The sequence below is a fragment of the Kutzneria chonburiensis genome (assembly GCF_028622115.1).
GTDB lineage: Bacteria > Actinomycetota > Actinomycetes > Mycobacteriales > Pseudonocardiaceae > Kutzneria > Kutzneria chonburiensis.
Genome location: NZ_CP097263.1, coordinates 1056398 through 1068844, shown reverse-complemented (window position 1 = coordinate 1068844; position 12447 = coordinate 1056398). Strand labels below are relative to the sequence as shown.

Genomic DNA, 12447 nt, shown 5'->3' with positions numbered 1-12447 from the left:
TCCATGCGGGCGGTAGTGGTCGAGAGCTTCGGCGGTCCCGAGGTCCTGACGGCGGGAGAGGTGGCCGATCCGACGCCGGGCGACGGCGAGCTGCTGGTCAAGGTGGCCGCCGCCGGCGTGAACTACATCGACACCTATCACCGGACCGGCGCCTACCCGATGCCGACGCCGTTCGTGCCGGGTCTGGAGGGCGCGGGCGAGGTTGTCGCGGTCGGCGACGGCGTCAGCCGGTTCAAGGTGGGCGACCGAGTGGCCTGGTCGGCGGCGATCGGCAGCTACGCCGAGCTGGCCAAGGTCCCCGAGGCCGGTGCGGTGGCGGTGCCGGACGGCGTGGAGCTGGAGGTGGCGGCCGGCGCGATGTTGCAGGGCATGACCGCGCACTACCTGACCCGGTCGACCTATGCCGTGCAGGAAGGCGACACGGTGCTCGTGCACGCCGCGGCCGGCGGCATGGGTCTGCTGCTCACGCAGGGCGTCAAGGCGTTGGGCGGGCGGGTCATCGGCACGGTGTCGACCGCCGAGAAGGAGAAGCTGGCCCGCGAGGCCGGGGCCGACGAGATCATCCGGTACACCGAGACGGAGATCGCGCCGGAGGTCCGTCGCCTCACCGACGGGCAGGGGGTGCACGTGGTCTACGACGGCGTCGGCAAGGACACCTTCGACGCCAGCCTGGCCAGCCTGCGCATCCGCGGCACGCTCGCGCTGTACGGAGCGGCCAGCGGCCCGGTGCCGCCGTTCGACCTCCAGCGGCTCAACTCCGCCGGTTCGCTGTTCGTCACCCGGCCGACGCTGGGCCACCACGTGCTGACCCGGGAAGAGCTGGACTGGCGGGCCGGCGAGGTCTTCGCCGGCATCCAGGCCGGCAAGCTCACCATCCGGATCAGCGGCCGGTACCCGCTGGCCGACGCCGCCCAGTCGCACGAGGACCTCCAGGCCCGCCGCACCACCGGCAAGCTCCTGCTGATCCCCTGAGTGCCTTAGCCACGTGCCTGTTCGATGGCGGCGCGGATGACGTCGAGATCCGCGCCGTCCATCGGGTGGCCGTGGCCGCGGGGTGCGTCCGCCGGCTCCTCGACCAGCTCGACGGGGACGTCGGGCAGGCCGAGGCGGAGGGCGACCGCGATGCGGTGGTTGCCGTCCAGATAGCCGTAGCTGGTGTTGAAGCCCATCCGCAGCGGGACCCGGATGCCGTCGGCGGCGATGCTCTCGGCCAACCGGTCGAGGTGGGCCGGAGTGTCGACGACGTGGGCCGGCGCCCACACGAACTCGCGGTCGACGGCCCGGTACCGCACGACGAGCTCCGTGTCGAGCCGAACTACGACACCGGGATGGCCGCTGAGATGCCGGAAGCGGGGATTGAAGCTCACCCCGCGACCGTAGTGCTCAGGCGGTGCAGGGAAGGACGCCTTACCTGCATCGGATGCAGGTAAGGCGTCCTTCCCTGCATGTCAGCGCTGGAAGTGGATCTCGCCGTGGGCGGTGCCGGTGGAGCCGGGGCAGCGCTGGTCGAAGGAGCCGTCGAAGGCGGTGAGGAAGCCGGTGGCCGGGTCGGTCTCGATCCGGTCGACGGTGAAGCCGCCCTCCTCCGCGTAGCAGCCGAGGCCGTCGTGGATCACCAACACGCCGGACAGCTCCGGGTGGCTGGGCGTGTAGCCGACGTTGGTGTACGTGCCGACGTGCAGCGGCTCGTTGTTCGGGGCTTGCAGCAGCACGGCGACGTAGCCGAGGCCGTCGTCGGTCTGCGCCTTGAGCACGTTCTTCGGGTAGCTGACCATCACCTCCTGGTCGGGCGCGGACCAGTGGCCGCTGGTCTTGACCGGGTACGAGCCGGGCGCGGCGGCGATGTCGATGCTGGCGACCGGCGTGGTGTCGGCGAAGGCGGCCGGTCCGGCCAGCACGGCGACGGCGGCGGCCACGGGCAGGGCGACAAGGATTCGCTTGATCATCGATTTCCCTCCCTGGAATCGTGACCAGATACTGTCGCCGCGAGTGATCAGTCGGCTACCGGGCAAACCTCACAGCAACGCCGACCAGGGCTGTGCGTCTACGGCCCCCGATCGTCACCCGATGGGATGAAGTGCCCAGGTCACTGCCGCTGGTCACGGCGCTGGACTGACTGCACAGCCATATGCACGTGCACGATTAGCTGGTACGGTTCGCCATGTGCACGCGCCCCTGCACGTGCATGTGCACTGGAACCGCTACTGACCGGGAGGGGTCATGGCAGACCAGATCGACATCCACAACGGCATGTCCGCGACCGACCTGGCCGGCGTCAGCTGGCGCAAGAGCCGGCGCAGCGGCGCGGTCGGCAACTGCGTCGAAGTCGCCCGGCTGGCCAACGGCGATATCGCGGTCCGGAACTCGCGGTTCCCGGACGGCCCGGCGCTGGTCTACACGCAGGCGGAGATCACCGCCTTCGTCGGCGGCGTCAAGGACGGCGAGTTCGACGACATGGCCTGACTGTGTGGCCTGAAAGGGGCCCCACGACGGCGGCGGGGGTGGCCTCCTGCTCGAATCAGGAGGCCACCGCCGCCTCGCCATGTCGACGAGACGACACACAGCGTAACCGAGCCTAGCTCACCGAGACGGCGAACACGTGCGCCGCGCCGCCGGAGACATCGGCTGGCAGGGTGACGCTGCGAACCTGCTTGCCCGCGGCCAACGCGATCGGCGCGGTGGCGAACAGGTAGGACGTGTACGGCCGGTGCAGCCGGAACCCGTAGCGCGGGAACGCCGAGTTCACGTACGGCGTGCTCGCGACCACGGTGTTGCCGAACCGGGGCTGCTCAGCGCCCCCTTGCAGCAACCACTCCGACAACCCGAGATCGGCCGACTGAGTGCTGCCGTCGGTATAGGTGATGGTCACCTTGCCGGTGGCGTCGCCGCCCGTCGCCGCGCCCAGGAACGCCAGCTTGGTCGCGGTGGCGGGCGCGGTCAGCTGCACGGTTTGCCCCGCGGCGACAACGTTGTCCGGCGCGCCGGTGCCGGCCGACGTCGGCCAGGTGAAGCCGGCGACCTGCCCGCCGGGCGTGACGCCCTTGGCCGCCAACTGCTGCGCGGAGTAGGCGAAGTTGCCGGGATACAACGACGTCCCGCCGAACTTGCCCAGCCAGCCCTTGCTGTCGTCGCTCACGCCGACATTGTTCGCAGCTGCGGCAAGCGTTCCCGGCTTGGCCACGTCAACGGTCAGCTGGGCCGGCAGCTGCTGAGCGCCGGATCCCTTGAAGGTGAACGGAACCGTCGCATGGGTCTCAGCGGAACCCGTCACCTTGACGTCCTGTGTGGACGTTCCGTTCGGACCGACGGTGAGCGTGCCGCTGGACGGCGTCACGGTGATGCCGGCCGGTGGATTGGCCTGCCACGCAACGGTTCCCGAGCCGGTGATGCCCTCGGCCCGTACGGTGGCGACAGCCGAGCCGCCCGGAGCCAGATGCACGGGACCGGAAACCGCGCCGCGAACCGGGACCTCGCCTTCACGGAACGACGGCGGCGCATCCGCGGCAGCGGTTCCCCAGGAGCTGGGCGCGTTGCCCAGAACGTAGTCGAGGCGGCCGCCGTTGGCCGCGAACGACTCCGGCAACCACGGCTTGCTGCTGCTTTTCCCGTTGAGCCGCAACGACTGCACGTACTTGTTCGCTGACGACGCAGCCGGCGCGTTGATCTCAAGGCGCTGCCCATCCTCGCGGGTGATGGTGATGCGGGGGAACAGCGGGCTGGCCAGCACGAGCTCGGCCCGCCCCGGCGCCTCCGGATACATGCCCAGCGCCGCCCACACGTACCAGGACGACGTCGCGCCGAGGTCGTCGTTGCCGGGCAGTCCGGCCGGACCGGGCCCGAACAGCTGCTCGGCGCTGCGCCGCACGACATCGGCGGTCTTGGCCGGCGCGCCGGCGTACGAATACTCCCAAGGAACCTCGAACGACGGCTCGTTGGCCATCCACGCGTACGGCTGATCGGCCGAACCGTTCAGGATGGTGAAGAAGTTGTCCAGCCGCTTGATCGTGGCCGCCGGCCCGCCCATGGCGGTGACCAGCCCGGACACGTTGTACGGCACCATCCAGGTGTACTGGGCGGCATTGCCCTCCTGGTACTGGAACTCCTGGTAGGCAGCGGGATCGAACGGCGTGGCGAACTGCCCGTTGCGGTCACGCGTCTGCAAATACCCGGTGGCCGGGTTGTAGACGTTCTCCCAGTACTGCGCGCGGGCCATGAACTGCTTCTGCACCTCGACCTGCCCGACCCGGCCGGCGAGTTGGGCGATGCCGAAGTCGGCGGTGGTCTCCTCCAGCATGTCGGAGACGTTGTCGGCGTGGTAGCCCAGCGTCTCGTAGTCCCACAGGCCCGGCCGCTCCAGCGCCCGCTCCCCCGGCTGCTGGATCCGGGTGGCCCCGGTGACCATCGACGCCAGCGCGCCGCGTACGTCGAAGTCCTTGGCCCCGAAGGCAACCGCGCTGGCGATCATGGAATGGAACGGGTCGCCGCCCATCACGCCCATGAAGTCGTTGTTCTGCGACCAGCGGTCCCAGATGCCGCCGGCCTGCGTGGCCTGGTTGTACAGCGACTGCGCGATGTCCGAGGTCTCGTGCGGGGCCAGCAACGCGAGCAGCTGGATCTCGTCCCGGTAGACGTCCCAACCGGAGAAGTTGGCGTACTGGGCGTGGCCGCGCGGCTGCTGGTGGATCTTGTTGTCGAAGCCGGCGTACCGGCCGTCGACATCGGAGAACACGTTGGGCTGCAACAGACAGTGGTACAGCGCGGTGTAGAAGGTCGTGAGCTGGTCGCGCGTGCCTCCCCCGATCCGGACCTGGCCCAGTCGGGAGTTCCACGCCTGCCGGGCCTGCCGCACGAGCTGGTCGAAACCGCCTTGCTCGGCGCGCAGGTTGTTCGCCGCACCGGCCGCGTCCACATAGGACAATCCAACCCGAGCCTGCACGGTCGTACCGGGGGCGAAGGTCACGAACGCGCCGGAACCACCGTCGGCGGTGACAACCTGCTTGTCCCACGGGGTATTGCTGAGGTTGCCGCCGTGCGCCTGCGTGCCGCCGGGCGTCACGGTTCCGTTCTGCCAGGTGCCGACGCCGGCGAACGGCTGATCGAAGGTAGCGGTGAAGTAGACCTTGTACTTTGACGGCCCGCCACAGAAGTGGCCGCTGGCAACCCAGCCGGAGATGGTGTGCTTGGCCGCGTCCACGGTCACGGAGGCGTCGTCGCTGCCCATGGCCGAGTCGGCGGTGTCCACGAGCAGGGTGGCGGGACCGTTGGCGGGAAAGGAGAATCGACCCATGCCGGTATGCAGGGAGGCAGTCAGCTCGGTGGTGATGCCACTATCGGTGGTGACCTTGTAGTAGCCCGGCGACGCGGATTCGTTGGCGTGCTGGAAGGTCGAGTAGTAGTGGGCCTGGTCGGCCGCCGGCGACACGGTGACCGGGCCGGCGTACGGGATGAACGGCAGGTCGCCGTCCGCGCCGCCGCAGCCGGCCCCGTTGAAGTGGGTCAGGCTGAAGCCGCGGAGCCGGTTCTCCTCCCAGGCGTAGCCGCTGTCACGGTCGCGCACGTAGTACCGGCCGGCCCCGTCGGGCGCCTTGGGTTCGAGCGGGTTGTCCGGGCTCCACTGCACCATGCCGAACGGCACGTCCGCGCCGGGAAACGTGTCGCCGGCGTAGCTGTTGGTCTCGGGCGTCTGGCCGGCGGCGGCGCCGACGAACGGGTTCACGTAGGCGGCGAGGTCCGAACCATGATCCGTGTCCGCGGCGGCCGGCGCGGCGGCCAACGCGGACACGGCTAAGACGAGTGGCAGGCCCAGCCCCAGCGTTCGACGCATCGGACAGCGCTCCCTTCGGCTGACAACGTTGTCACCCCGCAGCCCTGGGTGACCGGATGGAGACAATCAGTAGCTGAAGTCCGCGTCAAGGTCTGACCGCCGGGAACGGGCCGAACGGCCGAGGGCAATACCCATCGTGCCGAACGAAACCGAGCTGGTCGCGACCATCGCCCGCAGCGTGCCGCCGATGTCGGCCGAGGCGTTCGCGGCCGGCCGCCTCCGCCTGACGTCGTGCCTGCGGTCGGAGCGCCGACGAAGGATCGCCCGCCGCGCCGTCTGGGCCGTGTGGGCGCTCGCGCTGGTCTGGACGTCGGTGCGGCTCGTGCCGGGCGCCGGGATGCTCGATCTTCAGGTGTACCGCAACGGCGGTCTGGCCTGGCTCCGTGACATCCCGCTCTACGTGGGCTTTCCCGGGCCGCTCGGCGGGCCGCCGCTGCCGTTCACCTATCCCCCGATCGCCGCGGTCCTGTTCAGCGGGTTCGCCGTCATCCCGTTCCGGCTGGCCAAAACGCTGGTCACGCTGGCCAGTTTCCTCGCGCTGTCGGTGGTGACGGTGGTGGTGGCCGGCCGGTTGGACCAGCGTCTGAAGTGGACACTCGGGCCGGCGGCCGCGGTGCTCGCGCTGTCCCTGGAGCCGGTGGGATCGACGTTCGGCTACGGCCAGGTCAACCTGTTCCTGATGGCCCTGGTCGTACTGGATTGTCTTGCCGTGACACGGTTCCGGGGTGTTCTCGTCGGACTCGCCGCCGCGATCAAGCTCACCCCGCTGGTGTTCATCGTGTACTTCCTGGTCAAACGCAACCGTAGGTCGGCCATCACCGCGGCGACATCGTTCGTCGGGTTCGCGCTGCTCGGGCTGCTGCTGGCACCCCGGGACACGGTCGAGTTCTGGTTCCACGCGATGGTCAACCCGGAACGGATCACCACCCTGTCGATCATGACCAACGAGTCGCTGCGGGCCGAGCTGTATCGCTTGCCCGCCTTGGCCTCCGTGCAGTCGCTACTGTGGGTGATCTTGGCGATCCTGGTGCTGGCCCTGGCCTGGCGGGCCGCCGGCCGGGCCGGCAACGACGTCCTGGCACTGGTCTCGATCGGCGCTGCCGGCCTGCTCATCTCACCGATTTCCTGGTCGCACCACTGGGTCTGGGTGGTGCCGGCACTGATGGCCGTCGGCTGGCCGCTGTGGCAACAGCGGGCCTGGCGGCGCATGGCACTCCTGATCGTGCCCACAGCAGTGTTCTCTTTCGGTCCGCCCTACGGCTGGCTGCCGTCCAGCGGCGACCAGGAGCTGGGTTGGGCCCTGTGGCAGCACATTCCCGGTGCGTCCTATGTCTGGTTCGGACTCGGTCTGCTGGCAGTGGTGGCCTTCGGGAACGCGCTGGCCCGGAAAGGGCAATAAACCACATGCAGAACGAGACAGCGCTGGTCGACCTGATCGCGCGGGAGGTGCCGCCGATGACCACGAAGGCTTTCGAGGCCGGTCGGCGGCGGTTGGTGAAGTCACTGGCGGACAACGGGTTCCACCGGCCGCTGGACGCGGTCGGGCGCTGGCTGACCGCGCACGCGCGGATGGTGTCCGCGGTGCTGGTCGGCGCGGCCGTGCTGATGTTCGTGCTGTGGCTCAGCGGCGGCCTGATCGACATGCAGGTCTACCGGGCCGGCGCGCAGGCGCTCATCACCGGCCGGCCGCTGTACTCGCAGGGCGTGCTCGGCCCGATGATGTTCACCTATCCCCCGTTCGCCGCCATCTTCTTCCTGCCGCTGGCCGTGATCCCGTATCCGGTCCTGTATGGACTGTGGATCATCGGCAACCTGGTGCTGCTGTGGCAGATCGTGCGCCGCTGCACCGCGACAGCCGGCCTGCCGATGCCGCTGGCCCTGGTGTTCTTCGGCCTGGCCGTCTGGCTGGAACCCGTGCGCACCAGCCTGGCGCTGGGCCAGATCAACCTCATCCTGCTCGGGCTGGTCGTGTTCGACCTGTGCCGCCGACGGCCGTCGAAGTGGGCCGGCATCGGCGTCGGGCTGGCCGCCGCGATCAAGCTCACCCCGCTGATCTTCGTGGTGTACCTGCTGTTCGCCCGCCGCTGGCGGGAGGCCGGGGTCGCCGTCGCGACCTTCGCCGTCACGGTGATCATCGGCATTCTCTTTGTGCCCGAGGCGATGCACTACTGGATCGGCGGCGTGTTCGGCGACTCCTCCCGGGTCGGCCCGGTGCTGTCGTGGTCGGACCAGTCCATCCACGGCATGCTGGCCCGCGTCCTGGGCGAGGCGCAGTCCGGGCCGCCGTGGCTGCTGCTCGGCGGCGCGGTCGGCCTGGCCGGCACCGCCGTGGCCGGCGCGATCGACCGGCGCGGCGACCGCGTGCTGGCCCTCGGCCTGGTCGGCATGACCGCCGCCGCGGTGTCGCCGTTCTCCTGGGAGCACCACTGGGTCTGGTTCCTGCCAGTGATCATCGCGCTGGCCGCGCGCCTGCCGTGGTACGTGCCGGCGCTGGTTTTCCTTGCCGGCGCGGCGATTCCCACCGACCTCCCGCCCATCGACTTCGGCCATGGCATGCCCACCGGCATCATCTCGATCGACTTCGAGGGACCGCTGGCCTTCGTGATCCGCAACAGCTACCCGCTGACGGTCATGGCCCTGGTCACCACCCTTGGCCTTCAGGTGGTCGCACTCAAGGGTGTGTCGACGGATTGTCGACAGCGCTTGCGACGGTAGCCGCCGCATGTCGCAGACCATGAGGAGAAATGCCGATGAAAACTCCCAGCAGGCTCGCCAGCATCGCGGCGGCGCTGTTCCTGGCCGTGGCCGGCTCGGTCGCCGTCGCGAACGCCGCGCCCGCCGCCCCGGTCAAACCGGCGGCGGCCAGTGACGCCTTCCGCCAGATGCGCAACGCCGCGTTCACGCAGTGTGTCGACGCCCCCGGCGGGGTGCTCAACGTCCGACTCAGGCTCGCCCCCTGTTCCACCCTCGCCACCCGGAGGTGGGTGTTCGTGCCGACCGGGGCGCCGAACACGTTCTTCATCGTCAACCGGGCCAGCGGATTCTGCATGGAGGTCAACAACGGCACGGCCACCCCCGGTGAGACGGTCGACGAGTTCACCTGTGACGGCCTGACGTCCGAGCAGTGGGTGGTGGAAGGGCTCAGCCTGCGGCATCTGGGCACCAACCAGTGCCTGGACACCGTCGGCGGGGCCGGCAGCGAGCTGATGCAGTTCACCTGCGGCCAGGCCGCGCCGGCCGGCGCCCAATCCTGGGTCATCGAGTAGTCACGGCCGTTCGGCAATACGCCGGGCCGCCTCCTCCGACCAGCCCAGCATCGCCTCGGTCAGGCGGAGATTGAGATCCAGCGACAGGCTGTGCGGCCCGTACGGCGGCGAGATCGCGGCGCTGCGGGCCTGCACGGCCAACACGCCGTCACGCTGTTCCCGCAGCGCCTCGATGTCCCGCCCCAGCACGCACAACGCGTCCTCACGGCTCAGCACCACGGACAGCAGCCAGGCCCGCAGGTACGTCTCGCTGCGCATGGTGCGGTCCGGCTGGACGTCGACCAGCCAGCGCCGCAGCTCGGCCCGGCCGTCGTCGGTGATGGCGTACGTGCGCTTGCCGCGTGCGCCTTCCTCGACGCACTCCACGTGCCCATCGGACGACAGTCGGGCCAGCTCCGGGTAGAGCTGGTGGTTACGGGCATGCCAGATCTGCTGCAACGTGTTCTGGAAGATCTGGCCCAGCTGGTAGCCGCTGTTGGGGCTGAGCGCGAGCAGCCCCAACAGCGCGTGCCGCAACGACATCAGGCGCTCCGCTGCGGTGCGTCGAGGTAGGCCGAGGCCTGCAACGTGAAGAGGTTGGCGTAGCCCTCGTCGGCCGCCATCAGCTCTTCGTGCGTGCCGTACTCGGCGACCTTCCCGTTGTCCAGCAACAGGATCCGGTCGGCCTGACGCACCGTGGAGAACCGGTGCGAGATGTAGAGCGTGGTCCGGCCGTGGGCCAGGTTGCGCAGCCGGGCGAACAGGTCGTGCTCGGCCTGCGCGTCCAGCGCCGAGGTCGGCTCGTCCAGGATGAGCAGCGGCGCGTCCCGCATGAAGGCCCGGCTCAGCGCGATCTTCTGCCACTCGCCGCCGGACAGGTTCGCGCCCTCGTTGAACCAGCGGCCCAGCGGCGTGCCCATGCCCATCGGCATGCCGGCGATCAGCTCGTCGGCCCCGCCGGCCACCGCCGACCGGTCGATCAGCTCCTGGTCGGTGACGTGCTCGATGTCGCCGACGCCGATGTTCTCCGACGCGCTGGCCTGATAGGTCACGTAGTCCTGGAACATGGCGCTGATGTGCCGGCGCAGCACGTCCGGGTCGAACTCGCGGATGTCGGTGCCGTCCAACAGGATCCGGCCGGAGTTCGGGTCGTAGAGCCGGCACAGCAGCTTGAACAGGGTCGACTTGCCGGCGCCGTTGCGGCCGACCACCGCGGTGGTCTGGCCGGGCTGGATCTCGAAGCTGACTCCGTTGAGCGCCACCGCGTCCGTGCCCGGATAGCTGAAGGTGACGTCCTCGAACACGACATGGCCGCGCACCGGCTCCGGCAGCGGGCGGGGCCGCGACGGCGCGACCACCGCCGGCTCGGTGGCCAGCAGCTTGTACAGGTTGTCCAGGTAGAGGTTGTTCTCGTACATGCCGGTGAAGCCGGTGAACAGCGACGACACCGACTGCTGCACGGCGGTCGAGGCCTGGGTGAACAGCAGCAGGTCGCCGACCGTGAGCCGCCCGTTGACCGCCTCCAGCGCGATGTACAGGTACGTCAGCGAAGCCGTGATGGTGGTGATCAGGCCCCAACCGGTGCCGCGCAGGTTCCGCTCGGTGATCAGCTTGCGCTGCCGTCCGAAGTAGACGGCGCTGATCCGGCGGAACCGGTCGACCAGGTAGTCGCCGAGGCCGAAGAGCTTGATCTCCTTGGCGTACGTGTCGGTGGTGACCAGCGAGGACAGGTAGTCCATGCGGCGGCGGATCGGCGAGCTCCACACCGCGTACACGTAGCTGCGGGCGCCGTAGCGGGAGTCGGCGATGAACGCCGGGATCGGCGAGAGCACGGCGACCAGCGCCAGCCACGGGTTGATCGACAGCAGCAGCGCGATCATCGAGGTGAACGTGATGCCGGTGCGGATGAGGCCGAACACCGAGGTCAGCATGGCCACCGGGCGGGAAGGGGCCTCGTCCTGGGCCTGCCGGATCAGGTCGTACGAGGACGAGCCCTCGAAGAAGGCCAGGTCGAGCCGGCTGGCGTGGGCCATCACCCGCAGCCGGATGGTCTGCGACACCCGGTCGTTGAGCAGCTGCTGGTTCATCGTGGACACGGCCGACATCACCGAGTTCACCGCGTAGACCACCAGTTGCAGGCCGGCCACCGCGATGATCACGCCGACCGTGCTCAGCGCCAGCGGGCCGACCTGCACCACGTCCGGCTGGTGCGCGCTGTGCACGGCGATCGCATGGGTCACGGAGTCGATCAGCAACTTGGAGATGTACGCCGTGGCCGTCGGCGTGAGGCCGGCGACGACGGTGGCGAACACCAGCCACAGGGTCGGCCAGCGGCCGGCGTCCCAGGCCAGCTTGACCACCCGCGGCAGCCCCTTGAGCAGGCCGCCGACCGACCGGCGCAGCCGCTGGAGCCGGGACCGCAGGTCCTTGGGCTCGTCGGACGGCGCCGGGTCGGGAATGTCCACCGAGCCGGTCAGTCCGCTGTCCGGCACCGTGACGGCCCGGCGATGACCGGGCCGGCCGCCACCTCTGGTCAAGAGTCCCCCATAAGTCGTTTTCGATAGGTCTAACTCGATAGGTGAGTACAGTACACCGGATCGGACGCCAAAGTCACCGGAATAGCCCGCTGCTCCCGCCCTACCGTGGCAAACGTGGCTGCTGATCAGTTGCTCGACGGTGAGTGCCAGATCTGGTGGGCCCGTCCCGACCAGGTGCCCGACGACGTTCTCACGGCCGTGGTGCCCGAGGCCGAGCAGCGCCGCGCCGGCCGGTACCGACAGCGGGTGGACCGGCAGCGGTCGATGGTCGGGGCGTGGCTGCTGCGCGCGGCCGTCGCCGTGCAGACCGGCGAGCGGCCGGGCGAGATCCTGGTCGACCGCACGTGCACCGACTGCGGCCAGCAGCACGGGCGGCCGCGACTGCCGGCCAGCGGCATCGAGGTGTCCGTGTCGCACGCCGGCGAGCGCGTCGCCGTGGCCGTCACCCGCCTCGGCGAGGTCGGCGTGGACGTCGAATTCACGCCGCTGGCCGCGCATTTCGACCGTGAGCTGGCCGAGAACACGTTGAGTTCGTGGGAACTGGCCCACCTGGACGGGTCCGCACATCCCGGGGCCGACTTCCACCGGCTGTGGGTGCGCAAGGAGGCGCTGCTCAAGGCCACCGGGCACGGGCTGCGGATGCCGATGAGCCGGATCGAGGTCTCCCCCGCCGACCAGCCGCCCACGCTGGTGTCGTGGCCGCTGGACATCCCCGTCGACCACGTCCGCCTGGCCATGGTGAACCCCGGTCCACGCCACCAGGCCGCCGTCGCCGTGCTCACTTCCGAGCCGCTGACCGTTCGGGAACTGGATGCCGATCTTCTGAGGTAACCGGAATGAC

General features: G+C 69.6%; 11 protein-coding genes. 6 read left to right on the top strand and 5 right to left on the bottom strand.

Going from position 1 to position 12447, the window contains the following annotated elements:
• The first annotated feature begins 3 nt into the window (after positions 1 to 3).
• A complete protein-coding gene (locus M3Q35_RS05040) occupies positions 4 to 972 on the top strand; it encodes a quinone oxidoreductase family protein (protein ID WP_273940434.1) in 969 nt (322 codons plus the stop codon).
• Between the two features lie 5 nt (positions 973 to 977).
• Here the strand turns inward: M3Q35_RS05040 and M3Q35_RS05035 are convergent, their stop codons facing one another.
• Both M3Q35_RS05035 and M3Q35_RS05030 read right to left on the bottom strand, forming a co-directional pair.
• Positions 978 to 1367 carry a ParB N-terminal domain-containing protein gene (locus M3Q35_RS05035; protein WP_273940433.1) on the bottom strand — a complete coding sequence of 130 codons (390 nt, stop codon included), beginning with the start codon at positions 1365 to 1367 and terminating at the stop codon, positions 978 to 980.
• An 81-nt stretch (positions 1368 to 1448) separates the two neighbouring features.
• Positions 1449 to 1946 (bottom strand): hypothetical protein, encoded by a 498-nt coding sequence (locus tag M3Q35_RS05030; RefSeq protein ID WP_273940432.1) that lies wholly within the window; start codon positions 1944 to 1946, stop codon positions 1449 to 1451.
• Between the two features lie 274 nt (positions 1947 to 2220).
• Between M3Q35_RS05030 and M3Q35_RS05025 the strand changes: the two genes are divergently transcribed.
• Positions 2221 to 2463, top strand: coding sequence for a DUF397 domain-containing protein (locus M3Q35_RS05025; RefSeq protein ID WP_273940431.1), 243 nt, complete (start codon positions 2221 to 2223; stop codon positions 2461 to 2463).
• 112 nt (positions 2464 to 2575) lie between these two features.
• On the opposite strand, the gene M3Q35_RS05020 is transcribed toward M3Q35_RS05025, so the two are convergent.
• Positions 2576 to 5824 carry a GH92 family glycosyl hydrolase gene (locus M3Q35_RS05020; protein WP_273940430.1) on the bottom strand — a complete coding sequence of 1083 codons (3249 nt, stop codon included), beginning with the start codon at positions 5822 to 5824 and terminating at the stop codon, positions 2576 to 2578.
• A gap of 136 nt (positions 5825 to 5960) precedes the next feature.
• Here M3Q35_RS05020 and M3Q35_RS05015 point away from each other — a divergent pair, with 136 nt between their 5' ends.
• Genes M3Q35_RS05015 through M3Q35_RS05005 form a run of 3 tightly spaced genes read left to right on the top strand, consistent with a single transcriptional unit; the run spans position 5961 to position 9090 of the window.
• Positions 5961 to 7223, top strand: a complete 1263-nt coding sequence (locus M3Q35_RS05015) for a glycosyltransferase 87 family protein (protein ID WP_273940429.1) — start codon at positions 5961 to 5963, stop codon at positions 7221 to 7223.
• A gap of 5 nt (positions 7224 to 7228) precedes the next feature.
• The gene (locus M3Q35_RS05010; protein ID WP_273940428.1) at positions 7229 to 8539 is read left to right on the top strand and encodes a glycosyltransferase 87 family protein; all 1311 of its coding nucleotides are present in this window, start codon (positions 7229 to 7231) and stop codon (positions 8537 to 8539) included.
• A gap of 35 nt (positions 8540 to 8574) precedes the next feature.
• Complete coding sequence (locus M3Q35_RS05005) at positions 8575 to 9090, top strand: RICIN domain-containing protein (protein ID WP_273940427.1); 516 nt, start codon at positions 8575 to 8577, stop codon at positions 9088 to 9090.
• Here M3Q35_RS05005 and M3Q35_RS05000 read toward each other — a convergent pair whose 3' ends face one another.
• On the bottom strand, positions 9091 to 9612 hold the full coding sequence (locus M3Q35_RS05000; RefSeq protein WP_273940426.1) for a PadR family transcriptional regulator: 522 nt from the start codon (positions 9610 to 9612) through the stop codon (positions 9091 to 9093).
• A complete protein-coding gene (locus M3Q35_RS04995; RefSeq protein ID WP_273940425.1) occupies positions 9612 to 11606 on the bottom strand; it encodes an ABC transporter ATP-binding protein in 1995 nt (664 codons plus the stop codon). Before M3Q35_RS04995 ends, M3Q35_RS05000 begins: the two co-directional genes overlap by 1 nt.
• 114 nt (positions 11607 to 11720) lie before the next feature.
• Here M3Q35_RS04995 and M3Q35_RS04990 point away from each other — a divergent pair, with 114 nt between their 5' ends.
• Complete coding sequence (locus M3Q35_RS04990) at positions 11721 to 12437, top strand: 4'-phosphopantetheinyl transferase family protein (RefSeq protein ID WP_273940424.1); 717 nt, start codon at positions 11721 to 11723, stop codon at positions 12435 to 12437.
• Positions 12438 to 12447: the final 10 nt, after the last annotated feature.